At 36.0% G+C, this 24,653-nt stretch carries 23 protein-coding genes and 3 pseudogenes; 18 read left to right on the top strand and 8 right to left on the bottom strand.

The annotated features are described in order from the left end of the window. The first annotated feature begins 120 nt into the window (after positions 1 to 120). From IC621_RS23170 to IC621_RS23125, 10 genes are all read left to right on the top strand, one after another. The gene (locus tag IC621_RS23170) at positions 121 to 1,026 is read left to right on the top strand and encodes a dihydrodipicolinate synthase family protein (protein ID WP_191161930.1); all 906 of its coding nucleotides are present in this window, start codon (positions 121 to 123) and stop codon (positions 1,024 to 1,026) included. A 31-nt stretch (positions 1,027 to 1,057) separates the two neighbouring features. Next, complete coding sequence (locus IC621_RS23165; protein WP_191161927.1) at positions 1,058 to 2,086, top strand: TRAP transporter substrate-binding protein; 1,029 nt, start codon at positions 1,058 to 1,060, stop codon at positions 2,084 to 2,086. Positions 2,087 to 2,170: 84 nt separating this feature from the next. Further along, a complete protein-coding gene (locus tag IC621_RS23160) occupies positions 2,171 to 2,677 on the top strand; it encodes a TRAP transporter small permease (protein ID WP_191161925.1) in 507 nt (168 codons plus the stop codon). Beyond that, the gene (locus IC621_RS23155; RefSeq protein WP_191161923.1) at positions 2,674 to 3,945 is read left to right on the top strand and encodes a TRAP transporter large permease; all 1,272 of its coding nucleotides are present in this window, start codon (positions 2,674 to 2,676) and stop codon (positions 3,943 to 3,945) included. The genes IC621_RS23160 and IC621_RS23155 overlap by 4 nt, the downstream gene beginning before the upstream one ends. Before the next feature lie 17 nt (positions 3,946 to 3,962). Then, positions 3,963 to 4,925 (top strand): phosphoglycerate dehydrogenase, encoded by a 963-nt coding sequence (locus tag IC621_RS23150; RefSeq protein ID WP_191161921.1) that lies wholly within the window; start codon positions 3,963 to 3,965, stop codon positions 4,923 to 4,925. Between the two features lie 38 nt (positions 4,926 to 4,963). Further along, positions 4,964 to 5,878 (top strand): ribokinase, encoded by a 915-nt coding sequence (rbsK, locus tag IC621_RS23145; protein WP_224752759.1) that lies wholly within the window; start codon positions 4,964 to 4,966, stop codon positions 5,876 to 5,878. Beyond that, complete coding sequence (locus IC621_RS23140; RefSeq protein ID WP_191161919.1) at positions 5,871 to 7,664, top strand: L-fucose isomerase; 1,794 nt, start codon at positions 5,871 to 5,873, stop codon at positions 7,662 to 7,664. Before rbsK ends, IC621_RS23140 begins: the two co-directional genes overlap by 8 nt. 30 nt (positions 7,665 to 7,694) lie before the next feature. Continuing rightward, positions 7,695 to 9,374 (top strand): ribulokinase, encoded by a 1,680-nt coding sequence (locus tag IC621_RS23135; protein ID WP_191161917.1) that lies wholly within the window; start codon positions 7,695 to 7,697, stop codon positions 9,372 to 9,374. Positions 9,375 to 9,834: 460 nt separating this feature from the next. Continuing rightward, positions 9,835 to 10,182: a PadR family transcriptional regulator gene (locus tag IC621_RS23130; protein ID WP_191161915.1), complete on the top strand. Its 348-nt coding sequence runs from the start codon at positions 9,835 to 9,837 to the stop codon at positions 10,180 to 10,182. After that, the gene (locus IC621_RS23125) at positions 10,169 to 11,155 is read left to right on the top strand and encodes an HAAS signaling domain-containing protein (protein WP_191161913.1); all 987 of its coding nucleotides are present in this window, start codon (positions 10,169 to 10,171) and stop codon (positions 11,153 to 11,155) included. Before IC621_RS23130 ends, IC621_RS23125 begins: the two co-directional genes overlap by 14 nt. 39 nt (positions 11,156 to 11,194) lie before the next feature. Here the strand turns inward: IC621_RS23125 and IC621_RS23120 are convergent. Beyond that, positions 11,195 to 11,383 (bottom strand): annotated as a pseudogene (locus IC621_RS23120) (NAD(P)H-dependent oxidoreductase); the annotation flags it as partial. A 470-nt stretch (positions 11,384 to 11,853) separates the two neighbouring features. Here IC621_RS23120 and IC621_RS23115 point away from each other — a divergent pair. Both IC621_RS23115 and IC621_RS23110 read left to right on the top strand, forming a co-directional pair. Continuing rightward, complete coding sequence (locus tag IC621_RS23115; protein WP_191161911.1) at positions 11,854 to 12,390, top strand: DinB family protein; 537 nt, start codon at positions 11,854 to 11,856, stop codon at positions 12,388 to 12,390. 174 nt (positions 12,391 to 12,564) lie between these two features. After that, complete coding sequence (locus tag IC621_RS23110; protein ID WP_191161909.1) at positions 12,565 to 13,194, top strand: VanZ family protein; 630 nt, start codon at positions 12,565 to 12,567, stop codon at positions 13,192 to 13,194. Between the two features lie 493 nt (positions 13,195 to 13,687). Here IC621_RS23110 and IC621_RS23105 read toward each other — a convergent pair whose 3' ends face one another. Together IC621_RS23105 and IC621_RS23100 are read right to left on the bottom strand one after the other, a co-directional pair. Further along, the gene (locus IC621_RS23105; protein ID WP_191161907.1) at positions 13,688 to 14,911 is read right to left on the bottom strand and encodes a multidrug effflux MFS transporter; all 1,224 of its coding nucleotides are present in this window, start codon (positions 14,909 to 14,911) and stop codon (positions 13,688 to 13,690) included. Positions 14,912 to 14,924: 13 nt separating this feature from the next. After that, positions 14,925 to 16,448: an FAD/NAD(P)-binding protein gene (locus IC621_RS23100; RefSeq protein WP_191161905.1), complete on the bottom strand. Its 1,524-nt coding sequence runs from the start codon at positions 16,446 to 16,448 to the stop codon at positions 14,925 to 14,927. Between the two features lie 665 nt (positions 16,449 to 17,113). On the opposite strand from IC621_RS23100, the pseudogene IC621_RS27275 reads away from it, so the two are divergent. Both IC621_RS27275 and IC621_RS23090 read left to right on the top strand, forming a co-directional pair. Further along, positions 17,114 to 17,572, top strand: a pseudogene (locus tag IC621_RS27275) (VOC family protein). Between the two features lie 150 nt (positions 17,573 to 17,722). Further along, complete coding sequence (locus IC621_RS23090) at positions 17,723 to 18,208, top strand: tetratricopeptide repeat protein (protein WP_191161903.1); 486 nt, start codon at positions 17,723 to 17,725, stop codon at positions 18,206 to 18,208. Positions 18,209 to 18,372: 164 nt separating this feature from the next. On the opposite strand, the gene IC621_RS23085 is transcribed toward IC621_RS23090, so the two are convergent. Next, positions 18,373 to 18,846: a DinB family protein gene (locus tag IC621_RS23085; RefSeq protein WP_191161901.1), complete on the bottom strand. Its 474-nt coding sequence runs from the start codon at positions 18,844 to 18,846 to the stop codon at positions 18,373 to 18,375. A gap of 247 nt (positions 18,847 to 19,093) precedes the next feature. On the opposite strand from IC621_RS23085, the pseudogene IC621_RS26685 reads away from it, so the two are divergent. Next, positions 19,094 to 19,250, top strand: a pseudogene (locus IC621_RS26685) (antibiotic biosynthesis monooxygenase family protein); the annotation flags it as partial. An 80-nt stretch (positions 19,251 to 19,330) separates the two neighbouring features. Here IC621_RS26685 and IC621_RS23080 read toward each other — a convergent pair. The 4 genes from IC621_RS23080 to IC621_RS23065 form a co-directional block, all read right to left on the bottom strand. Then, positions 19,331 to 19,888, bottom strand: coding sequence for a peptidoglycan-binding domain-containing protein (locus IC621_RS23080; protein ID WP_191161899.1), 558 nt, complete (start codon positions 19,886 to 19,888; stop codon positions 19,331 to 19,333). A gap of 18 nt (positions 19,889 to 19,906) precedes the next feature. Next, entirely contained in the window at positions 19,907 to 20,347 is a 441-nt protein-coding gene (locus IC621_RS23075; protein WP_396653108.1) for a DeoR family transcriptional regulator, read from the bottom strand. Positions 20,348 to 20,751: 404 nt separating this feature from the next. Then, entirely contained in the window at positions 20,752 to 21,714 is a 963-nt protein-coding gene (locus tag IC621_RS23070; RefSeq protein ID WP_224752756.1) for an endonuclease/exonuclease/phosphatase family protein, read from the bottom strand. Between the two features lie 345 nt (positions 21,715 to 22,059). Continuing rightward, the gene (locus IC621_RS23065; protein ID WP_191161897.1) at positions 22,060 to 22,416 is read right to left on the bottom strand and encodes a winged helix-turn-helix transcriptional regulator; all 357 of its coding nucleotides are present in this window, start codon (positions 22,414 to 22,416) and stop codon (positions 22,060 to 22,062) included. A 171-nt stretch (positions 22,417 to 22,587) separates the two neighbouring features. On the opposite strand from IC621_RS23065, the gene IC621_RS23060 reads away from it, so the two are divergent. The 3 genes from IC621_RS23060 to IC621_RS23050 all read left to right on the top strand — a co-directional run bounded on the left by IC621_RS23060 (position 22,588) and on the right by IC621_RS23050 (position 24,441). Next, positions 22,588 to 23,334, top strand: coding sequence for an SDR family NAD(P)-dependent oxidoreductase (locus IC621_RS23060; RefSeq protein ID WP_191161895.1), 747 nt, complete (start codon positions 22,588 to 22,590; stop codon positions 23,332 to 23,334). Between the two features lie 39 nt (positions 23,335 to 23,373). Continuing rightward, on the top strand, positions 23,374 to 23,715 hold the full coding sequence (locus IC621_RS23055) for an antibiotic biosynthesis monooxygenase family protein (protein WP_191161893.1): 342 nt from the start codon (positions 23,374 to 23,376) through the stop codon (positions 23,713 to 23,715). 249 nt (positions 23,716 to 23,964) lie between these two features. After that, complete coding sequence (locus IC621_RS23050) at positions 23,965 to 24,441, top strand: hypothetical protein (RefSeq protein ID WP_191161890.1); 477 nt, start codon at positions 23,965 to 23,967, stop codon at positions 24,439 to 24,441. Positions 24,442 to 24,653: the final 212 nt, after the last annotated feature.

The raw sequence follows: 24,653 nt of genomic DNA, 5'->3' as shown, positions 1-24,653 counted from the left end.
TTTTTAAAGTGCTAAAACGTCATAGCAAAAATATAAAACTCAAATTTATGATCTTTAAGGGGGTGAGGGGAAGTAAAAAATAGTAACAAAGAAAATAAAAAAATAGTTAAGGAGAGTAATATGAAAAAATTATACGGAGTTACAACAGCAATGGTTACACCATTTGATGAGGATAGCAGTGTAAATCTTCAAAAGGTTGCCGAATTAACAGAGTTTCTTATTTCAAAAGGTGTGCATTGCTTATTTCCACTAGGTACTACTGGAGAAATGTTAAAATTGTCGGTTCCAGAGCGCAAAGCAATTGCGGAAACAGTTGTTAAAACAGCTAAAGGAAGAGTTACTGTTTACATACATGTTGGTGATGTAAATGTAAATAATGTAATGGAGTTAGCAAGCCATGCTCATCAAATTGGTGCTGACGGAATTGGAGTAGTTACTCCTATCTATTTTGGAGTAAACGAGCGGGAGATGGAAAGTTTCTATATACAGATTGCTAGCAATCTACCAGATAATTTCCCAATCTACCTCTATAGCATACCTCAATGTACAGGAAACCAGTTATCTGTAGAAGTTGCTAATAACATTGCAAAAGCATGTAAAAATGTTGTTGGAATAAAATACAGCTTTCCGGATTTCACCTTGATGAGCAAATACTTAGATGTAAATGATGGCGACTTTGACGTGGTATTTGGACCAGATCACTTGTTCTTGCCAGCTCTAGCACTAGGATGTACAGGAACTGTTTCTGGTATTTCAGGAGTATACCCTGAACCTTTTGTGGCACTTTATGATGCTTATCAAGAAAGGAATATTGAAAAGGCTAGAAAACTACAAAAATTAGCAACAAAGTATTGTCATGCACTTAAAAATGGAAGCAATATGTCCTATTTCAAAGAGGGTCTCAGGATGAGAGGAATGGATGTTGGCGTAATGAAAGGACCACAGTTAGATTTAACTTCGGAAGAAATTGAAGATTTAAGAAACAGCTTATTAGAGATAGATCAAGAATTAAGTATACTTAGATAAAAAATCTTAATAAACAAAGGGGATTTCATTTATGAAAAAAGTATTTATTGGAGTTTTATCTTTAGCTTTGATTCTGTTGATTTCAGCTTGCGGAAGTGAAAGCGCTTCTAATTCAGCGGATGGAAGTAACGAAAAGGATCAATACACAATTCGAATTGCTGGTGGAGCAGTAGGACCTGAGCATTCACTTACAAAAACGTTTAATTTCCTAAAGGAAGAGCTTGAGGAGAATTCTGATGGGAGATTTAAAGTGGATCTAAATGTTGCTGGAGAATTAGGGGAAGATAGAGAAATTATTGAAGCTATGCAAATGGGTGAAGTACACTTAGCTTCTCCTTCGCCAGCGGCTCTAGGCGGGTTTAATAAATCAGTTGCTATCCTAGATATGCCATTTCTTTTTTCTGATCGTGAAACCGCATACAACGTATTAGATGGTGAACCAGGGAAAATGATTTTATCAAATTTAGAAGAATCTGGATTCAAGGGATTGGGATATTTTGAAAATGGCTTCCGTAATGTAACGAATAATGTCAAACCGATCGAATCTATTGAAGATTTAAAAGGACTTTCGATTCGAACAATGCAAAACCAAACACATATTGAAGCGTGGAAACTTTTAGGCGCAAATCCGACACCAATGGCTTTTGGAGAACTATATACCGCTTTACAGCAAGGAACAGTTGATGGTCAAGAAAATCCCTTCGGTTTAATTTTTGCAAATAAGTTTTATGAGGTTCAAAAATATCTTACGATTACAAATCATGTGTATGCCCCAAACATTGTTATTACAAACAAAGCATTCATGGAAGGTTTACCAGAAGATTTACAAGAGGTGCTTGTAAATGCTGTAAATGAGGCTATAGATTACAATCGTCAACTCGCACAAGAAGAGGAAACAACAGCAAGAGATGCTTTAGAAGCTGAAGGAATGGAAGTGTATGAGTTTTCTAAAGAAGATATAAAAAAGATGCAAGAAATTGTCGAACCAGTTTATGACGAGTTTAAAGATGATATTGGTGCTGACGTAGTAGAAACATTTTTAGAAGCTTCAAAAAAATAAAAAAAGCTACAGAAAAATACAGAGGAAGACAGATGTCTTCCTCTTAGATTTAAAGGGAAAGCACAGCCTCTAGGAGGGTTTAGAATGAGAATTCTAAGAAAAATAGATAACCATATTGAAGAATGGATTTTAGTTTTTTTACTTGCAGTATCGTTAACGTCCATTACCTTGCAAATTTTTATGAGATTTATTTTTGATAACTCATTATCATGGTCGGAAGAACTAGCTAGATATTGTTTTATTTGGCTTATATATATTGGAATCGCTTACGGAGTGAAACTTTCAAGGCACATCACTCTCGATGTTGTTTACGATTTAGTGCCAGACACATTGAAAAAAGCTTTTCAACTATTATCTAACTTACTAGTTGGTGCATTTGCATTAATCGTTATCTATAATAGCTATTTTTTAATCGATCAACTTGCTAGTTTTGGTCAAACTAGTGCCGCGATGAGACTCAATATGGTTTATGTGTATCTTTCTGTTCCAATTGGTATGGCTTTAACGATTATAAGGCTGATTCAAAATACGATATATATTATAAAAAATGGAATTTCAGATCTAATGGAAGATAAGGGGGGAATAATGTGATTGCATCCATTCTATTTATATCATTTATTTTCTTTATGTTGATCAGGGTTCCTATCGGCTTTGCTTTGGGCCTTGCTAGTTTAGTGACCATTTTCTTTAGTGGATCTGTTTCTCCCAAATATTTAGTTCAAGGACTCGTCACATCAGCTGATTCTTTTCCTTTAATGGCTATTCCCTTTTATATTCTCGCTGGTGAAGTAATGGGCCAAGGAGGGATTTCGAAAAGATTATTCGGATTTGCAAAAATCTTTGTAGGAAATATTACTGGTGGATTAGCAATAGCCACCGTTGTTACATGTATTTTCTTTGCAGCCATTTCCGGTTCTGGCCCTGCTACAGTAGCTGCCATTGGTGGGATGGTTATTCCATTAATGGTGAAACAAGGCTATGATAAAAAATTTGCCACAGCAATTATTGTCGCTGCAGGAACCATTGGCGTTATTATCCCCCCGAGCATACCAATGGTAATTTACGGTGTATCAGCTTCTGCATCCATCGGAGACCTGTTTATAGCGGGGATTATACCAGGCTTATTAGTCGGTGCATTACTGATAATTTATAGTTACTTTCATGCAAAAGTTCATAACTATCCAAAGGACAATCAAAAGCTTACATTTAATCTTGTGGCAAAAGAATTCATTGGTGCTTCTTGGTCCTTGGCAATGCCGATAATTATTCTAGGTGGTATTTATGGAGGAATCTTTACACCTACGGAAGCAGCAGTTGTTGCAACAGTGTATGGGTTGATTGTAGGGATTTTCGTTTATAAGGAACTTAAGTTCAAAGACCTGTTTCGTGTGTTCAGTACTGCCTCATTAACTACTGCGATTATTCTGATCATTACAGGAACAGCCACATTCTTTGGACGAATCCTCTCTATTGAAAATATACCGGAGGTTGTAGCCACTTCCATTACTAGTATTTCAGATAATCCTATTGTTCTATTATTACTTATTAACCTGTTCCTATTGTTTGTTGGTACGTTTATGGATGTTATTGCTTCTATTATCATTCTGACACCGATATTACTACCTGTTGCTATTGCAGCTGGATTAGACCCAGTCCATTTTGGAATCATTATGGTGGTAAACCTTGCTATTGCATTAATAACACCCCCAATTGGAGGAACGTTATTCGTTGGGGTAGGGATATCAAGATTATCTATTTGGGAAGTAAGTAAAGCAGTAGTACCAATGTTCTTCTTAATGGTATTAGCATTATTGATCGTTACGTATTTACCACAAATTAACGTATTCTTACCAAAATAAGTATAGGAGGTCTAATAATGGAGTATGGGAAGAAAATATTAGTCACAGCTACAAACTATTCTCTACTATGTTCGGAAGCTAAAAAACTATTGCAGGAAAACGGGTGTGAAGTGATAGAAAATCCGCATAATAGACCAATGACATTTAATGAGTTAGAAGAAATTATTTCCGACATTGATGCGGTTGTTGCTGGAGTTGATACATGGGATGAATCCGTTTTTAAAATTGCTCCCAAGTTAAAGGTGATCGCTAGATTTGGAGTGGGAGTCGATAATATAGATTTAGAAAAAGGAAGAGAATATGGAATTACAGTTACAAATGCTCCTCGGTTAAATTCAAATGCGGTAGCAGAATTAACAGTTAGTTTTATATTAAATTCCTTAAGAAATACTCCCAATCTTCATGTATCAACAAGAGAAGGAAAATGGGAACGGTTTGTTGGATTCGAACTTAAAGAGAAAAATGTTGGGTTATTAGGTTTTGGGAATATTGCTCAAAGTGTTGCCAAGAAATTACAAGGCTTTGATGTAAACGTAACCGCATATGATAAATATCCAAATCAAGAGATCGCAGACAAGTATAATGTGAGATTTTCTTCCTGCGAGGAGATACTAGAAACGTCAGATATCGTTAGTATGCTTCTTCCACATATGAAAGAGACGCATCATTTTATGAACCGTGATCGTTTTGGGATGATGAAAGAGGGCTCATACTTTATTAATACATCAAGAGGTGGATTAGTTGATGAAAATGCTCTATATGAGGCTCTAACTTCTGGAAAACTACGTGCTGCTGCGATTGATGTTTATGAGCAGGAACCAGTTAGTCCTACTAATCCTTTATTTCATTTGAAAAATATAATTACTACTCCGCACACGGCAGCAGAAACCTACGAGGTTTATCACTCTGTTGGTTTAATGACTGCTCAAGCGATTGTCGATCATTTTAACGGGAACCAACCTGATAATATCGTTAATTAAATTCAATTAGTTATAAAAGCACGCGGAGGTGAATTCCTATGATAAAAGATCCTACTATCACAGTAATTGGTAGTATCAACATGGATTTAGTAGTTTCTGTAAATCGTCGGCCTGAAAAAGGTGAAACGATCAAAGGTGAAATGTTTACAACCATGCCAGGGGGAAAAGGGGCGAATCAGGCAGTCTCAGCAGCAAGGCTTGGTGCAAAAGTATGTATGATTGGCATGGTTGGTGAGGACGAGTTCGGGAACGAATTAAAGAGTAAATTACAAAAGGAACATATCAATGTAGAGGGTGTTGAGAGCATAGCTGGTATTTCTACAGGTGTAGCTGTAATAACATTAGCAGACGATGATAACAGTATCGTCATGATATCAGGTGCAAATGCAACAGTAACTCCAGATTACATAAGTAAATATGAGGACCTCATTGCGAATAGTGATATCGTCCTAACGCAACTTGAGATACCGTTAGAAGCCGTTGAGAAGGCAGCTGACATATGTCAGAAACACAATGTACCTTTTATCCTTAATCCTGCACCCGCTCAAGAACTGCCCAGATCATTGTTAAATAAAGTTACTTTTATTACGCCCAACCAAATTGAGTGGGAAAGCATAAAGGCTGATAACAAAGAGATAAAAAAGGATAAATTAATCGTAACAAGAGGTGACGAAGGTGTTACCTTTTTTGAGGACGAACAGGATCGAAGAGTTTCCGCTTTTGCTATAAAGCCTGTAGATACTACAGGTGCTGGTGATACATTTAACGGAGCCTTTACTTATGCAATAGCTAAAAAGGACTCCCTTTACAGAGCGTGTGTGTTTGGTAGTGCTGCAGCAGCCCTTTCCATTACACAAACAGGTGCACAAACAGGAATGCCGACAAAAGAGGACATCGATGGATTCCTCAAAGAATGGAAAGCAATTCAAAGAGGGGGAGAGAACAATGAATAGGAAGAATGATTCTTATAGATGGGTTGGAGATTTCCCGAAGATAGGAATAAGACCTGTCATTGATGGTCGTCAAGGTGGAATACGAGAGTCTTTGGAAGATGTCACAATGAATATGGCAAAATCAGTTTCAATTTTGTTGGAAGAAACGATTCGATATCCTGATGGGACTCCCATAACATGCATCATAGCAGATACAACCATTGGCGGAGTGGCTGAAGCGGCAAATGCTGAAGCCAAATTTAGAAAAGAAGGAGTAGATATTACCATTACAGTAACTCCTTCTTGGTGTTATCCAACTGAAACAATGGACCAAGATCCACAAACGATCAAAGCGATATGGGGATTTAATGGAACAGAAAGACCTGGAGCCGTTTATTTAGCGGCAGCAACATCGGCCCATAACCAAAAGGGGTTACCGGTATTCAATATTTATGGACGTGATGTTCAAGAAATGAATGATACGACTATACCCCTAGACGTTCAGGAAAAATTACTGCAATTTACCAAATCTGCTTTAGCCGTAACCATTATTCGCGGGAAATCCTATCTATCTATGGGTTCTATTTCCATGGGGATCGCAGGTTGTATAGTGGATGAGCATTTTTTCCAAAACTACTTAGGAATGAGAAACGAGTATATTGATATGAGTGAATTTATTCGTAGAATGGAATTCAATATATTCGATGAATCAGAGTTTGATACAGCATTAAAATGGGTGAAAGAGAATTTCAGTCAAGGGAAAAATGTAAACCCACCGAAGTTACAAAGATCGATAGAACAACAAGAGGAAGATTGGAAAACTGTAGTTAAAATGACTCTGATCGCTAGAGACCTAATGGTTGGAAATCCTAAATTAGCGGAAAAAGGGTTTAAAGAAGAAGCATTAGGCCGAAATGCGATTGCAGCAGGTTTTCAAGGGCAGCGAGCTTGGACGGATTTTATGCCGAATGGAGACGTCATGGAAGCTATTTTATCTTCATCTTTTGATTGGAATGGGATAAGAGAACCTTATATTGTTGCAACTGAAAACGATACGTTAAATGGAGTAACGATGATACTGGGTCATCTTGTAACGAATGCTGCCCAAATTTTTGCAGACGTTCGAACATATTGGAGTCCTGAAGCGGTAAAACGTGTAACTGGAAAAGAAATGCAAGGGCGAGCGTCAAATGGAGTTATTCATTTGATTAATTCTGGCCCAGCTTCTCTTGATGGAACGGGACAGCAAGAAATAGATGGTTTACCTGCAATGAAGCCGTTTTGGGAGATAACAGAAGAGGAAGTTAGAAATTGTCTAGATGCCACTGAATGGTGTCAAGCGGTAGACTTCTTCCGCGGGGGTGGATTTTCAACAGATTTTACCACACGCGGGGAAATGCCTGTTACCATGGCAAGAATTAATATTGTCCATGGAATCGGACCAGTATTGCAACTAGCTGAAGGCTACACGGTTGAACTACCTGAGGATATACATGATGTATTAGATGAAAGAACAAATTCAACTTGGCCAACTACATGGTTTGTCCCTAACTTAACGGGAAATGGTGCATTCAAAGATGTTTATACGGTTATGTATAATTGGGGATCGAATCATGGAGCAATAAGTTATGGGCATATTGGAAGCGAACTAATAACTATTGCATCAATGCTTAGAATACCGGTTTCTATGCATAATGTTCAGCAGGATCGTATATTCCGTCCAAGTGCGTGGAGTGCATTTGGGATGGAGGAGTTAACAAGTGCAGACTTCCGAGCATGCCAAGCATTTGGTCCTCTGTACAAGTAAGGTTACTAAGTTGAAAGGAGGGCTCTACTCGTGACTGAGAGTTATGTAATAGGTGTTGACTTTGGTACAGAATCAGGAAGAGTGTTACTTGTCGACGTGAAAACTGGTCAGGAAATTGCCACTCATGTTACTCCCTACGACAATGGAGTGATGGATCATTCTTTACCTGATGGAACTCTTTTAGGAAAAGACTGGGCTTTACAGGATCCTAATGATTACTTACAGGTTTTGTACAGATCTATACCAGAAGTGCTTCGATCATCCTCTATAAGACCAGAACATATCATTGGCATTGGTATAGATTTTACCTCATCAACGATTCTACCTTTAGACCAAGAAGGGCAGCCTTTATGTTTCAATCCTAAATGGAAATCGAACCCTCATAGTTGGGTGAAGTTATGGAAGCATCATGCAGCCCAAGAAGAGGCAGATATTTTTACACGGGTGGCGACCGATAGTGGCGAGGGATTTATAAAAAGGTATGGAGGGAAAGTATCCTCTGAGTGGCTCTTCCCAAAAGCTTATCAAATTATGCGAGAATCACCAGAAATATACGAAGCCACAGACCTTTTCATAGAAGCTTGTGATTGGATCACATATCAATTAACCAATAAATTAATTCGTAGTAGCAATACTTGTGAGTATAAAGCATTTTGGAGTCATGATACAGGATATCCGGATTCATCATTTTTAAGAAAAATAGACCAACGACTAGAAGCATTCCTAGATACTAAGATGCGTGGGAGGGTACAGCCAATCGGAGAGAAAGCAGGGGAACTTAGTAATAAAATGGCTCAGCGGCTAGGCCTTTTACCAGGTACGGCTGTAGCTGTCGGGATCATTGATGCTCATGCTAGTGTACCTGCAGTAGGAGCTGTGAATCCCGGGCAAATGGTCATGGCGTTAGGAACATCCACATGTCATATGGTAACTACGGATCAAGAAAAAGTGATTGAAGGGATTTGTGGTTTAGTTAAGGATGGTATTATTCCAGGATATTATAGCTACGAAACAGGTCAGGTAGCAGTGGGAGATGCCTTTGCTTGGTATGTTGAACATTCCACTCCAGAGTATATTACTCAAGAGGCTAAGAAAAAAGGAAACACCACCCATGAACTGTTAGAGAAAAAAGCAGCAATCTATAAACCTGGTGAATCAGGTATTCTAGCACTTGATTGGTGGAATGGAAATCGATCCGTTTTGGTAGATGCTAATTTAACTGGTATGATTATTGGGCTAACAATTTCTACTAAACCAGAGGAAATATATCGTGCCTTGCTAGAATCGACTGCATTTGGCACGAGAAAAATTATTGAAAACTTTGCTGATGCTGGGATAGAGGTAAACGAAATATTTGCTGCTGGAGGACTTCCCCAACGAAATAAATTATTGATGCAAATATATGCGGACGTAACAAATCGGGAAATTAAAATTGCAGATTCACAGCAAACGACAGCATTGGGAGCTGCCATGTATGCATCAGTGGCAGCAGGTAAAGCGAATGGTGGCTATGACAATCTCATTGAAGCAGCTAAACACATGTCCAGAGTTAAAGAGGTGTCGTATGTACCAATCCCAGAAAACGTGGAAACTTATCATGAGATGTATAAACTCTATCTCGAACTCCACGATTATTTTGGAAGAGAACGAAAAGACATTATGCACACTTTGAAGAATCATAAAGTACACTTAGTGGGCTCTATTGTTTAATTAATAAATGCGTTTACCTCCAATGGGGTAAACGCATTTCAGACTGTAAACAAACTCGAGAAAGTCTAGTTTGTTTACAGTCTTTTTTCATTAGAAGCGGCAATTGATTTCTGTTTTATTTATGGTTTGTAGATGATATGTATTCGGAAGTGGGCCGCCCAAGCATTGGAGGTACTTTTTTTGCAGATGAATACATAGGCGTATTGAAAGATGATCTATCTTTATCAGAAAAAGAAACCCTTATCCTGAAAGAAAGGGAAAGAACTTGGAAAGCTTCAAGAAATACAATAAGTCGTAGAAAAAGAAAAGTTAAAGTACACCGAACCTTAAGAAGGTATGGCTTAATCTAAACTTAAAATAGGTATTCAATTTCAATTGCTGTTGTAACAATAATAGTGTATGATACATAGTATAAACCACATAGTGTATGTCACATAGTATATAAAGTTGAGGTGGGTGAATGAGTACTTTACTGAATTCATTAACGACAGAGCTTAGGAGAGGAACGCTGACATTAGCCGTTTTAAGTCAATTGCGAACACCACAGTATGGATATTCCCTTGTTCAGTTATTGGAGGAATCGGGCATTAACATTGATCAAAGCACCTTATATCCATTGCTTCGCCGTTTAGAAAAACAGGAGTTAGTAACGAGCAGTTGGGATACATCTGAGAGCAGGCCCCGTAAGTATTATGTTTTAAGTGAATACGGTCTGGAAATCTTTTTGCAGTTAAAAAAAGAATGGATTAAAAATTCGAAAGAACTTTATGGTTTATTAAAAGGGGATGAGGAAGATGAATTTAATTGAGGTTTATATTCAAGAAGTCACTCGCAGGCTGCCAGAAAAAAATCGCGAGGATATTGCACTCGAGTTACGTTCAACCATTGAGGATACGCTGCCAGATGATTACAGCGAGAAGGATGTTAAGGCGGTTCTTGAAAAATTGGGGAATCCAGCAGCGTTAGCTAGTGGATATCGAGATCAACCAATGCACCTAATTGGCCCGCGCTATTTTGATGTATATGTCTCGTTATTAAAAATGATTTTACCAATTGCCGCTGTGATCGCACTGATTTCTATGATTGCCGAATATTTTATTGGTTATAGTGGGGAAGAAGCTATTGTAAATGTTATTCTCACCATTATGGGGAAAGGAGTATGGAATATCATCGAAGTGGGGATCCAAGTCTTTTTCTGGTTAACACTCGTTTTCGTCATTATAGAACGAACAGATAAAGGAAAAGATCAGCAGCCATTATCAGCAAGTCTTCAAAAATGGACACCAGAGGATTTGAAAAGCATCCCTTATATTCCTAAGAAAAAAGCGATTACGAAGCTCGAAGTATTTGGAAGTTTAATGTGGACAGCGATTTGGGCAACTTTTTATTTTTATGCGAATCACCTTGTAGGTGTATATGACGGTAGCGGAGCTGGAATTTCAGCTTTAAATCAGGATGTTTTACTTTTTTATTGGCCAATCGTTCTCGTTGTCATCGCACTCGAAATTGGGTTAGCTCTCTACAAATTAATCAAAGGGCAATGGACGAAAAAAATGGCAATCTTTAATACTGCCCTCGAGCTTATCGCAACCGTTGTATTCATTGTCATAGTAAGCAATCCGAATTTAATGCATCAAGAATATATTACGTATATGAGTGGTTTATTTAACACAACAGCTATGCAATTCGAAACATGGATAGTTGGAGGCGTAATAATCATCTTTATTTTATCTGCGGCATTCAATGTATTCGATGGGTTTCGTAAGGCTAGAATCCGTTAATTCGTATTTGTTTTTAAAGAGCAGGTGCTAATGTTCAAGCAAAACAAGATTGCCATGTGATTCAACCAATTTTTGTTCTTTTTCCACGTCTATGTTTCCATCAGGGTAAACCTTAGACAATTCGTGAACAGTATACTTTTCCGGATATTTTTTCATTTCTTCTACCCATCGCTTATTAATGACAGATGTTTCTATGCTGGGATGTGTTACGATAACAAGAGTTTTCAAAGATTTTTCCTCCTTAAGTATTTTATATATCTTTATAATAAAGAGCACACTACATATATGTAAGTATGCACTTTTAGTACAGGTACTTACATAAAGGTGAGTGTTAAATTAGTCATAAAAATATTTTTTTCTATAAGGGGGAACCAGTGAACCTATTACACGTAAAGTAGAATAGCTGCATTTTCGGGGTCACCGTACGTTGTACGAAAAGATCGTTTATTTATTCAAGAAAAGTGCGCTTTCCTGAAAAAGGATCAGCGCTTATTTTCATTTTAGAGCCAGATTATTGAATAACATCTTCACTGACTGGTGTTTGTCAGGGGAGTTGTTTTATTATTAAACCAATCAAAAAAATAAAGGAGTTATGGAAGTGCGTTATCATGTTTTAGAAACCGACCGGCCCCTGGGATAATGTTTTAGCTATACCCAATATCTGAATATTAATAACTTGAGGTGAAGGGAGAAAGCAAATGAACCTAGAACTGATGGATATTTTTCGCATGGAATATGACTTTTGTTGGGATACTGAGACCTGGTTTTTACCTTTAGAATCTGCTCTTGAGGGTTTAAATTCCACAGATGCAAGCTGGCAACCCCCTGGAGGAGGGAATACAATTTGGCAAACTGTGAACCATCTAAATTATTACAACGCCCTACTTGTTAGACAAATCAATGGCACAACGCCTAGAAAGAAGGCATCTAATAACAAGGCTACATTTGGAGATATCGGGGAACCAGCAGATTCTGAATGGGAGGCAGTCTTGGCAGAGAATACATTTGGAGGTGTCGGGGAACCGGCAGATTCTGAAAAATGGAAGGCAGTCTTGGCAGAAACACGCCTAATTTGTGAAAATTTGCGTAAATCACTAGCACAAGTTAATGACAGTCAGCTGGAAGAGGAACTTGTTGGGCGTCTGGCTCGTCAAATTTTACACAACGTATACCATATAGGGCAAATTGTATTAATTCGCAAACAACAAGGCTCTTGGCCAAAGGAGCGAGAATAATTTGTATATTCCGCTATAGGGCGCAATTCAGTAGTAAGGATTGTGCTCTTTATTTTTGTTAAGAGCCGTTTTCTGGAGTAACTTATTGTGAAAATGATAGGGTTTTGAAATAATTGGAATGAAAGAACTCAATAGCTAAGACTATTTCATTTTTAGAAAGGAATGAAAAGTAAATTGTATTTGATCAGTAGTAGGCTACTTATTGTGCTTGGAGTTATATGCTATCTGGTTGGGCGAGGTATTTTAATAGGGATTAAATTTAAAAAACAAAAACAAGTAAATTGGTTAAAAGAAGTTATTAGTTTTCTTTTTGTAATATACATATGTATGGTTGTTTCTGTGACATTATTTCCTATACCAATAGGGTTTCATTCTAATATTGAAAATGTTTTTCGTTTAATAAATGTTATACCTCTTAAATCAATTATTAATAATAGTAGTCAAATAGGTATTGCTTATAATGGTGATGTTCAATTTATGATTGGACTAATTGTAAGAAATGTAGGTGGTAATATTTTATTACTAATGCCTTTGGGTTTTTTAGTACCCATATTATGGGGTAAATTTAAACAATTTAAAAAAATTATATTATTAGGTTTTGTTATTTCAATCAGTATTGAGTTTTTACAATTTTTTGAGTCTCTAGCAGGTGGATGGGGACGAATTACTGATATTGATGACGTAATCTGTAATGTATCAGGTGTTATTCTTGGATACTTTATTCATAAATTGATTTTTATAATAGTTGATAAATATCAATTGAAAATCTTGCAAAATTTGAATTCTAAAAATCTAGGAATGTAAGATAAGTTTTATTAAACAATTTGGGAACGTTACTGCAGTAAGTAGAAACGCTTTTTACTTACGGTATAGAATGTTGAATAAAGAGCTATTTGAAACCTTACCTATCGTACTCGTCTGTATTTGTTATACAAAATTTTGTTCTAGAAGGAGACATAAAGTGTGAAATACTTTCAAGCAGTAATTGGAGTTTCAATATCAATTCTTTTGTTTATATCATTATTTTTAAATTACAGAATTGGCTTAATTATTTCTTTAGGGGATTGTTGGTAGCAGTTATCTTTAGACAAATTCGACTTCAAAAATACTCCTATATGTTAGGTCATCCTGGATACGATGCGTATGTTCACAATGATCATTGTGATGACCACGGTCCTGTTGAAATCGTTACAATAAACTAATAAAAAGAGCCTGTCAAAAATTTTGCAGGCTCTTTTTATTAGTTTTCTTCAATGAACGGGCCGGTTTTACGTATGTTCATGTTTCATAGATTTTTTTAACCAGAACCCAAAGAATGCTCCTTACTTGTTAAGGTATCAACTTTTTTTGGTAGTAATAGTAAGGAACTTATCGATAATAGAAGGCAAGACACAACGATTGTTAACACCATAGGCGCTTGTGAATGGATATGGAAACTGCTAAGAATTAGACCACAAATTGCTCCAAAAATCATTTGGATAAAGAAAAACAATCCTGATGCAGTTCCTGCAATGTGAGTGAACGGTTGCATGACCGCAGCTTGACAGGCTGGAAAAATCCCGCCAACTCCCATCATCAGGATAGTCATAGGTACCAAAACGCTCAAAATTATTCCTAGATTAAAATATGTTAGAATAAGCATGACAATAGAAGATCCTAAAGCGATGAAACTTTCATACTTAATCACATTATCTATTCCAATTTTATTTGAATAACGTCTTGTAAAGGCAGTGCCTATTATATAGCCTATAATTATTATTGCATACATAGCACCATAAACAGTCGGTGTTACTTTAAAAACACTTTGAAACACAAAAGACGATGACTGTATAAAAGAATAATAAGCACACCATGCAAGACCAATAGAAACACTGTAAGCTAAAAATAATCTTTGGGTTAAAAGATATTTATAGTTATTTAGTATAGTAAAAATATTTGTAGCATTCGAATCAGGGTTCTTATTCGTTTCTTTCAAGCCAAAAATAGAAAGAATAAAAGCCAATAGAGCAATCAGACATAGAACTAAAAAGCCAGATCTCCATCCAAAGTAAGTTTCTAGGCAGCCACCAATGATCGGAGCAATTGCTGGAGTAACTGCAATTGCAGTTGATAGATAAGTTAAAATTCGAACCTGCTCTTTATTGTCAAATACATCTTTTACCATAACTCGGGCTACTACAGTTCCACAACAGCCTCCAAGAGCTTGTATGAATCGTCCGATGATCAGCATATATACATTATTTGCAGTTAAACAGAGTAATGTAGCAAATAAGTAAGTAACTAAGCCAGTGACAATAACAGGTTTTCTTCCATATCTATCTGATAAAATACCACATATTAATGTCGACATTGCATAACCAATCATGTATATACTCAATGTAAGCTGTAATTCACTACTATTAGTATTTAACGCTTTAATCATGTATGGTAAAGAAGGGATATACAATCCAATAGAAGCTTGAGGAATAGTAACAAGTGTGATTAATATAAAAATTAGTAAGAGTCTATTTTTACTTTTCATTTCTGTGATTCCCTTAAATAGATACAAATTCTTTATCTTCTTGTACAGATTGGTTAATTAGATCAGAAGTATCTTCTGATATTTGTTTAGCATGTTTTGCTATCATTTCCATTGAGTTTGTAAAGTAGTAAGTTCCACAAGTAATATGTCCTAAAGCTCTTAGATTTGTATCAGGCTGACCACTTTTATTGATTAAAGCTCCAGAATCAAAATCAGTTTTTACCCCACCATAATGATTAATAGTGGCATAGCCATTGCTAATTAGAGAGCCAATTAATCCACTTTTACAAGGGCCAGAAAGATGTTTAGACGGACCTGTTGCATTAATAATCCAATCATAGTTTATATACTTTCTATTATTAAATTGCACGTAGAATGTATGATCCTTGAGGTAATCTATATATACAACATCGCTTTTCACAGAAAGCTGACCTTTATTCATTAAATTTAAAATTTTGGTTGCATTCACTAAGGGCATTGGATTTCTTCTACTCATAAAAGTTCGATCATATTTATTTAAATAAATATTTTTATCCACCTCATTTAAAAAATGCCAATATTTTTCAATTATTTCATTTGTAGACATTAACACGGATTGCCAAGCACTCTGGTGTAAAATATTCTTTATTTCTTCTTCTAATTTCTTTTTAGCATTTGAATGATGAGATTTAGGGGATAATATTTGTTTCCATTCTAAACCTGTTTCTTCAAACTCTTTCTTAATTAGTTTAGTAATATCCCTTAACCTTATTTGAGCATTTCTTTTTAAAAAGAGCTGGTTCAGTGTATCATGAGTCAAATATTTAAGTTTATGTGGTTTAACTTCTCCTCTTACAGAAGGAAGTTCTCCATTTCTAGATAGCATGTCAATTTTTCCGTTATGTCCGTTTTCCTTAAGAGCCAAACAAATATCTACAGCAGTTAAACTGGAACCTAATATAGCAATATTAGCGTTTTTAGGAATTAATGATACTGTTTGTTTAAGTGGATAAGGGTTATATATAAACTGTGGCTGTCCATTTAAGTAATAATGATCATGTAATCTCGTATTACCTAAGCATAACAACACTTGATCAAACTCTTGAGTTTTACCGTCACGTGTTATGAGAACATAATTCCTTTCTTTTCTTAAATTTGCTACTTCACTATATTTAACACAAACTGCTATATTTTTCTCGATAGCTCTCTCTACACTTTCCTCAAAAACATTCTTTAGATATTCACCGAATACGCTTCTTGGTAAGAATTCCTCCTGTTCAAAACTTACTTTGTATTGGCTTTTATACCAATTCCAAAAGTGATCAGGCTCTTCAGCTATAACAGACATTTGTTTTGAATTCCTATTTAATAACAAAAAATCATAATCATCTTGATAGGCAATCCCTGGACCAACACAAGATTTTTTTTCATATATGGTAATATTCACATTATTATCATTACATTTGTTACCATTAATCTTCTTTGTGAGGTAATTAAATAAGGAAATGCCTGCAGCACCACCTCCAACAATTGCGATAGATTTGATTGATTCCTTCATAATTAATTCCTCCTTACAGGTGAAAGTTGTGACTTGTCATCTCAAATACCTTGCTAGTTAAGGATATCTTTTTTCTCAACGAACTCTTAAAGACTAGATAATTAATCAGTTTTTAAAGGATTCCTGTTTTATATAGGGGTTAGGATACAAGTACTTAATTAATAGTTCCTCCCTTAAATGTGTATTTGCTTTTGTGAAATTCAATTGGTTAAATAAAAAAAAGTTTACCCAATGCAAAATTTAAACCTAGACTCAAAAAATGTCAATTGTTATTTAGGGAAAAAAGTAAAATGGTGAGAAAGTCATGGTAGAAAGATATCTAAAAAGCACAAAGCCTTAGAAAATTACAATTTTATTTATCCAAAATGAACTAGGAGCTAACAAGTTGTAGTGTACCCTCGACTAAAGTAAATTTACATAACGAAGTTAAACGTTGCTTTAAACTACGGGTGGGTTTCAGTTAAAGTATCATGTTTAATAAATGGGTTTTTTAAGAGCATAAGCTTAGCTTATTCCGAAAGGGCCATATTCTTGAATAAGAGAAGGAATTATTAGAAAATAAATCGAAGCGCTAAGTTATTCAATTAAAGGGAGTTTAGTCAAAATACGGATGATAATATAATTTATTTGGAATGAATTAAAAAAAATAGGAGGTAGTCTAAGGAATGATAAAGGGATTGTATGAAGCGCATTTGCCAGTGAGTAATCATTCAAATTCGATAGATTTTTATAAAAAATTAGGGTTAGAGGCTGCTTACCAAAATGAAAAATTAGCTTTTTTGCTGGGTTGAAAAAGGAAACAGTTAGTTAGGACTTTGGGAAACTGACAAAGTAAAAACACCTTATCATTCCTCATTAAGACATATTGCGTTTAGAGTTGATTTGGAAGACATTAAACAAGTGAAAGAATGGTTAGAGCAGAAAGGAATTTTGGTGCGAACATCTTTTGGCTTTCCGCTTGAAAAACAACCTCTAGTATTATCTAATAATCCACAAGCACATGTGCAATTTATTTTGATGACCCAGATGGAAACTCAATTGAGGTAATTACACCTTTACGAATGGAATTTGAAGAAGATTTTGAAATGATGACATTAGAAGAATGGTTTAATAAAAAGAAATAATGTTCACTAAAACTCTTTTTATGGTTTATTTCGAACGGGTGCTTAAATTGAAGGTCACTTTTAGCGTCCAAGTAGACCATTTTTTTATCGGTCTTAAAGAATAGGGTGCAAGAGTGGAACAACCTGAAGGAGATATGGAGGAAAAAGTTGGTGCGAAAAGAATTAGATAGAGCAATTGAATTACGAAAAGAAGGTAAGCAAAAGGAATCTAATGAAATACTTTTAAAATTGGTAAAAGAGCTTCCCGATGATCCATTCATTAACTACCAATGTGCATGGAGTTTTGATGTATTAGGAGAAGAATCAAAAGCAGTACCTTTTTATGAAAATGCTATCAGATTGGGGCTGTCTGGAAAAGAATTAGAGGGAGCCTTATTAGGGTTAGGAAGTACATACAGAACATTAGGTGATTATGAAAAATCTAAAAATGTATTTCTAAAGGGAATGGATTTATTTCCAAACAATAAAGCAATCCTAGTATTCTATTCAATGACTCTATATAATTTAAAAGAGCATAACAGTTCCATGGAGTTACTACTTAAATGCTTGATAGATACGACTTCAGATAAGGAAATTTTGAGTTATAAGAAAGCAATCAATTTCTATTCTGATAAATTGGATGACATTTGGAGTTAATCGTATTTATTCCACGAACGGGCGCATTCGTATTATGAGGAATGCGTCTTTTCACAATAGGGCCATATAGTTGAATAAGTAAATGTTAAACTGATTATTAATAATGACGGGACTCACCAACTTCAGAATTTATTGGCAAGACCCTATGTCCATCTAAAAGAAAGTTATGTAGAGATAATAGATCGATTTAATCGCTGAATCGTTTCGGTATGTAATGCTTCATGATAAAAGCTAAACAAAAATGCCTCACCAACTGTGTAAAACGTAATACCTCCCCGGTTTGTAAATGGAGTTGGTAGCTTTTCATGGAAACGTCCTTGAATAAAATCTTTTATTCTCGTTTTTTGTTCCGTCAAGACTTCGGCAATATCTGCAAATGGTGGGGGAATTTCTTCCCATTCTACCGGTTTCGTTCCAGCACCAAAAAACTGCTCGTAATCTTTCGGTATGTTCATTTCTTCACCTAAAAGTCCGAAGACAAGCTTTTCCTGTACGAATGCAATGTGTCCAAAGTTCCAACGAATATTATTGTTAAAACCTTTTGGAATAATATCTGAAATTTCCTCTGGAATTTTCTTTATAGTTTGCAAAGTTATTCTGCGCACTGTTTCCATATGGTGAATAATTGTTTGTTCCAAGAAATGATCCTCCTTTTATCATGATCTTAGTATAACTATTTCGAGTTCTTCTTTTCCTACTATATAGGAATACTTTTATTTATGTCTACTGTTAGGCTGTTAATAGATAGACAGTATTAGTAGAGGCATTCAAGAATTGGACGCCTTTTTGAATAATAAGGCGTCTTTTTGTATTGGATCAGTTGAGGAAGGAAAATAAGATAAAATAATAGAAGTCATTTTGAAATACATAATTGGGGGAACTAAAATGAGTGGAATTACTAAAACCCCTCAACCACCATACTATGCGGTGATATTTGCTTCACAACGAACTGAGGGTGATAAAGGTTATGGGAAGATGGCTGAAAAAAATGGTAGAGTTAGCGTCTCAACAGAAAGGTTTCTTAGGTGTAGAAGGAGTGAAAGTAAAACCCATGGAATTCATAAATTCCATGGGTTCGTATGTCATTATAACGAAATGTTATTCTATCTTTTCGTTATGTGTCTATCTTTCTTCTTCCACGCGACCGTCCTTATAAATATGAAACCAACCAATTGTGCCTGTACCACCATCATCCATCCAGTCTTTGTTCGCTCCTTTGAGTCGATAATAGGATTGATTTTTAGAATCTTTTACTAATCTACCGTCACCACTGAATACAATGTTTTGACCTAGCTCTTTTTGACCTAATGCAATCGCATCATCTACGGTAAATTGTTGTCTTTCTACTTTATTCTGGTCTAACGCTGCCCAGGTTAATGGACCAACAATTCCATCTGGAGATAGATTATGATCAGATTGGAACTGTTTTACCATCGTTTGAGTTTTAGAACCAAAAATACCATCCACACTTGTATGATATTTCACATCTTTAAGGCTTTGCTGCAGATTATCCACATAACTAGATTGGGAACCTATGCGCAAAGTGGGACTTGTTTCTGATTTCGCCTCCACCGTTTGAGAGTTGGCTGTAGGTGCTGCATCGACAGTTGATACTCCCATGGTTAAAGGCGTTGCAACAAGCATAATCGTTGGTATAACAGCTAATAGTTTCTTTTTCATAAAAAATTAACCTCACTTTTAATGCAGAGCATATACCTTAACAATAAAGTTGGAGTCCGTTCCTGATGGATTTGCAATATAGAATGAACGATCAGTTTGTACACCGGTAGTGTTGCCACTATAAACATTAGACCAAATCGTTGGGTCAATTCCTCCTGAAACATCTTTCATGACATTAAAATGCGTGCCAGGATTAGCCCCTTCTACTACAAATTTTAGTGCGTAAGTGCCTGCTGGTAGATTTTCAACGCTAAAGTTGCCACTAGACCGATTTTTTTGTCCTTCTTGAGGAGTTGGTAATGAAGTGACAGCTGCTATCTCTGTTTCAGATTGTGCTTGAATGGAACTTGCAGCCCCCACAGTTCTAGTTTCTATTGCTGTTGCTTCTGCTGCTGAAACTGGTCCAGAAACCCCTGCTAATGATAATATTGCGACTGTACCAACTACTACCTTTTTCATTTCTTATCTCCCTTCCTTTTACTTAAACTCCCATAAATATGGGTTCATTGTTAAATACCCAATTAATTGGATGTAAAACATCTTTTGTTATATTTTCCGTTTTTATCAAATTAGCTGGGTTTCTTCATTACTTCCAATTCACTGTTTTTCTAAATAGCGATAAATCGTCGTGCGAGACACGCCATATGTATAGTACGTTTAGGGATTATAATATATAAAAAAATAGTGGATAATCTATGTCATATTAAACATAATATCCACTATTTATTTATAGTACGGTTAAATGTATCATGGGTTTGGCTTTTTGGCTAACTTCTGATAGTTGCGATTATGTTAACTAAAAATAAATATGATATACAACCTAACTTTAATCATTCGAATTATTCAATATTTATTAAAGCTTTCTAACATAGCTTTTTCTTTAGAACCAAACTAGCCACTACTCCGGCGTGATCAGAAGGCCAAAGAGCAGTTGGTGTTCTGTCACGCTGTTCTTCTCCTACCAAATCGGCTACAATCGGTTTCCAACCGTTTTTAAACAAAATAAAATCTATTCTTGTGTTCAGCGAGGACACAGCATTCAACAGGTCAGGATCCTGACAGCAGGTAAATCCCTGTCCTTCACCGCCCGCTATCCAAACATCTTGAAACCCGGCATTGATAAAATTCCCGTATGTTGGTGTGCCGGTTCCGTCAGCGTTTGAATTCAGATCTCCAAGGAGGATCAGTGGCAGATTTGTATTGGCTGGCCCCGCCAGTAATTCGTTCCCTTGAGCGACTTGAACCGTGGGAGAAAGTGTCTCCAAATGGGTATTGATTACCCGGAAGGTACGTCCATTTTCATTAACATCGATAGAAGACCATCCCCGAAGAATCTCAACCGGTTGCCCTCCAATTTGTAATGTCAAATTGGTTTGAAAATTGGCTTCTTGCCGCTGAATAATCTTTAAACCCGACCCCTTTCGGATTAATAGGGTATCCCTGTCCAACAACCCTACTAAATTTCCTTGGCTACTTGGCAGTTGTTCTGAGAAGTTTTCGTTTTGGGCTGCAACTTCATAGTGTAATCCCCTTTTTCTTAATTCACTCAGCAGTAATTCTACAAAGTCGTAAGTGACTGTTGGCAAATTCGGAACAAACAGTTGCCATAGTTCTGCTTCTTGCAATCCGATGATATCTGGTTTCTTCGAAATAATCTGATTGGCAATTGCCTTCACACGGACAGGAAAATTGGTCGCAAGAAATTGTCGAAACACTTCTGTTACCCGCTGGGGAATTTGTGCTGGCGTAGCAGTGAAAATCGGTGTCAGATCTGCACCTAAATAAAGATTCCACGTCATAAACGAAAACTGTTTCCTTGTTCCCATTTTTTTCACTCCCTTCTTTCTTAAGGTAATATATGTATATTAAAAGATTGTCCTCTATGAAACGGCATCTATCAGAGGTTAATCGCAAAAAATGTAATAATAAGAGAAGCTAACCCCTTATGCTCTTATGTCAACAAAAAGAGGTTGGGTACCCAACCTCCTTAATTGCCGATAATATCGCTTATGTGAACTAGTTTTGTAGAGGTTCTTGTTCAGCAATTGGGCCATTTAACGGAATAAATTACTACTCTAATGGCGGAACTTTAAAAAAGTTGCCTCCTGACCTCATCCCAGTTCAACAAAAAAACACCTTACATATAAGGTGTTAAAAAGTTGTATTCCTTATTAAGAAGCCTCTTCTGGTGGTACGATTTCGAATTCACCTTCTGCATACTCTTGCTCCGCATAATGGCTTCCCCATTGACAGAGCTCCTGCAAGATAGGTTTAAGAGATTCTCCAAGTTCAGTGGGTGAATATTCAACCTTCGGCGGTACTTGATTATACATCTTTCTGCTCACAAGTCCACTGGCTTCAAGCTCTCTAAGTGTTTGAATCAGCATTTTCTGAGTTATATTTGGGATAATGCGCTTTAATTCACTCGTTCTCTTTGGTCCATTCATTAAAAAGTATAATACAAGGCCTTTCCATTTTCCGCTAATAACTTCCATTGTCACTTCAAAACCGCAACTAAATTTTTTCATGTATAAACCCCTCCATTCCAAATTTATTACTTTTTAGTTACTATATCACAAAAAAGTGGGTACTTACAATAATGTGGTTTACTGATGGATAATATATATTGTAAGGTGTTTTTCAAGTACTTAAAGGTACTAGACATAAAACAAAATTAACTCTAAAGGAGGGTTAAGTATATGGGTAAATTTGAAGGTAAAATAGCGCTTGTAACGGGCGGATCAAGTGGGATTGGTTTTGCTACAGCACAAAAGTTTGTAAACGAGGGTGCATATGTTTATATCACAGGACGCAGAAAAAACGAACTTGATAAAGCTATTAACCAAATTGGCAAGAACGTAACCGGTGTTCAAGGGGATATTTCTAAGCCTGAAGACTTAGACAAACTATATGACATTATAAAGCAGGAAAAAGGTAAGTTGGACATTCTTTTTGCTAATGCAGGCGTCGGCAGCTTCCTTCCATTAGGTGAAATTACTGAAGAGCAGGTTGATAGAACGTTCGACATTAACGTTAAAGGAACGATTTTTACTGTTCAAAAAGCGTTATCACTATTCCCGAACAAAGTAGGTTCTATTATTGTAACGGGCTCTACTGCTGGATCAATTGGCAACCCAGCGTTTAGTGTATATGGAGCATCTAAAGCAGCACTAAGAGCACTAGTTCGTGACTGGATTCTTGACCTAAAAGGAACTGGAATCCGTGTAAATGTGGTTAGCCCAGGAGTTATTCATACACCTGCCTACGATGAGCTTTTTGGTGATGCACTTGAAGGAGTACTTGAAAATACAAGAAATACTGTTCCAGCTGGAAAAGTTGGGACACCTGAAGAAGTAGCAAACGTTGTATCTTTCCTTGCTTCAGACGAAAGCAGCTACTTGACTGGTGCTGAATTGTGCGTAGATGGAGGACAAGCACAGGTTTAATTTAACAGCCCAGAGATTACAAAGGGGTGCATTTTACTGATGACTAGCAATACTAATCAAGTTGTTCTAAACATTCGTTTCAAAGTTAAACCAGGTAAAAAGAAAGTCTTTCGGAATTCACTTTATTCACGTGTTGAAGTGATGTCGAAAGAACCTACCTTTATAAATGCTATTATAAGCGATGATATTGAAAAGCCGGATGATCTTGTAATTCATGAAATCTGGCAAGGTACAAAAAACAGTTGGTTACAGGAAGAATTGCCAAAGCCTTATCGAAAAAAATATGAGGAAATTCTTGGTGATCTACTTGAGGATAGAATTGTATGTTATTTAACCCCAAACGGAGAATGGGGAAGTAATTTAACGAATGTCAGTCGCTAATTTAAAAATGGCACCATCGTCAATTAATCTTCAATTACCATGCTAAACAGCAGATAACTCCATGGGGATACGTCTGTTAGAATCTCCCTTGTCTATAAGCACTATATGAAGATAGAACTTTGTTCAGCAAAAGGGCGCATTTCTGTAACAAGAGATGTGTCCTTCTTTATGAATTGGGCCATTTAATGGAATAAAACTTCTGAACAATAGGGAATAATACATGATAAATTGTATCTTGTGGGGGCTCTTATGATTGATAAAAGAAAGGCTTTATCATTTAGTACATTAGTTATTCCCTGGTTAACTACTCCATTGCTAGGGAAAAATTCTTTTGTTCGCTTTCTTCCAGTCGCAACTTTTATTGGTTATATCTTTAGTTTTTTAAGCGAAATAGCTGATAGACGTAAGTGGTGGAAAGTAAAAAATGCTTTATTTCGAAATTATCGTTTAGATTTCTCTTACCTTTTAGGCTTATTTTTCATAACAACTATTTGGGTGTTTAAATTAACATACGGTAGCTTTATAAAGTACTTAACATTAAATATGGTACTCGATTATCTTCTTGCATTCCCTATCGTAAAATTTTTCACTAAAGTAGGAGTATTCGAATTCAAGAAAATGAGACCCAAACATTTTTACATATTGTCAGTTGTAACAGCAATCGTTATTTATTTTTATCAATTATTAGTGGAACGAACTATTGTAAAAGAGGTAAATAAATATTAGAAGAAGTATGTTGTTTGTACCCCTTATAAAACAAAAGACGTTGTTTTAAGGATAATAATGAGATTAAAAATACTTTAACTAAACTTGTTGTTAGGATTCAGGGGTTATTCCATTATAGACCAGCTATAAAAAGTCAAGTAACTAGATAAAAGTATTTTACGAATAATTATCATAGAATTTTAGGCATGACAAAAAAACCTAGAGTTGTCGAT

Origin of the sequence: Metabacillus arenae (genome assembly GCF_014773385.1) — a bacterium.
Classification (GTDB): Bacteria; Bacillota; Bacilli; order Bacillales; family Bacillaceae; genus Metabacillus_D; species Metabacillus_D arenae.
The sequence above is the reverse complement of the archived record's forward strand: the minus strand, read 5'-3'. Positions and strand labels throughout refer to the sequence as shown.

What these genes read in the sequence shown, in the direction of transcription:
- IC621_RS23170 (WP_191161930.1), top strand. Translation starts at nt 121, where the DNA reads ATGAAAAAATTATACGGAGTTACAACAGCAATGGTTACACCATTTGAT.
- IC621_RS23165 (WP_191161927.1), top strand. Translation starts at nt 1,058, where the DNA reads ATGAAAAAAGTATTTATTGGAGTTTTATCTTTAGCTTTGATTCTGTTG.
- IC621_RS23160 (WP_191161925.1), top strand. Translation starts at nt 2,171, where the DNA reads ATGAGAATTCTAAGAAAAATAGATAACCATATTGAAGAATGGATTTTA.
- IC621_RS23150 (WP_191161921.1), top strand. Translation starts at nt 3,963, where the DNA reads ATGGAGTATGGGAAGAAAATATTAGTCACAGCTACAAACTATTCTCTA.
- rbsK (WP_224752759.1), top strand. Translation starts at nt 4,964, where the DNA reads ATGATAAAAGATCCTACTATCACAGTAATTGGTAGTATCAACATGGAT.
- IC621_RS23140 (WP_191161919.1), top strand. Translation starts at nt 5,871, where the DNA reads ATGAATAGGAAGAATGATTCTTATAGATGGGTTGGAGATTTCCCGAAG.
- IC621_RS23130 (WP_191161915.1), top strand. Translation starts at nt 9,835, where the DNA reads ATGAGTACTTTACTGAATTCATTAACGACAGAGCTTAGGAGAGGAACG.
- IC621_RS23125 (WP_191161913.1), top strand. Translation starts at nt 10,169, where the DNA reads ATGAATTTAATTGAGGTTTATATTCAAGAAGTCACTCGCAGGCTGCCA.
- IC621_RS23115 (WP_191161911.1), top strand. Translation starts at nt 11,854, where the DNA reads ATGAACCTAGAACTGATGGATATTTTTCGCATGGAATATGACTTTTGT.
- IC621_RS23105 (WP_191161907.1), bottom strand. Translation starts at nt 14,911, where the DNA reads ATGAAAAGTAAAAATAGACTCTTACTAATTTTTATATTAATCACACTT.
- IC621_RS23100 (WP_191161905.1), bottom strand. Translation starts at nt 16,448, where the DNA reads ATGAAGGAATCAATCAAATCTATCGCAATTGTTGGAGGTGGTGCTGCA.
- IC621_RS23080 (WP_191161899.1), bottom strand. Translation starts at nt 19,888, where the DNA reads ATGAAAAAGAAACTATTAGCTGTTATACCAACGATTATGCTTGTTGCA.
- IC621_RS23075 (WP_396653108.1), bottom strand. Translation starts at nt 20,347, where the DNA reads ATGAAAAAGGTAGTAGTTGGTACAGTCGCAATATTATCATTAGCAGGG.
- IC621_RS23070 (WP_224752756.1), bottom strand. Translation starts at nt 21,714, where the DNA reads ATGGGAACAAGGAAACAGTTTTCGTTTATGACGTGGAATCTTTATTTA.
- IC621_RS23065 (WP_191161897.1), bottom strand. Translation starts at nt 22,416, where the DNA reads ATGAAAAAATTTAGTTGCGGTTTTGAAGTGACAATGGAAGTTATTAGC.
- IC621_RS23060 (WP_191161895.1), top strand. Translation starts at nt 22,588, where the DNA reads ATGGGTAAATTTGAAGGTAAAATAGCGCTTGTAACGGGCGGATCAAGT.
- IC621_RS23055 (WP_191161893.1), top strand. Translation starts at nt 23,374, where the DNA reads ATGACTAGCAATACTAATCAAGTTGTTCTAAACATTCGTTTCAAAGTT.
- IC621_RS23050 (WP_191161890.1), top strand. Translation starts at nt 23,965, where the DNA reads ATGATTGATAAAAGAAAGGCTTTATCATTTAGTACATTAGTTATTCCC.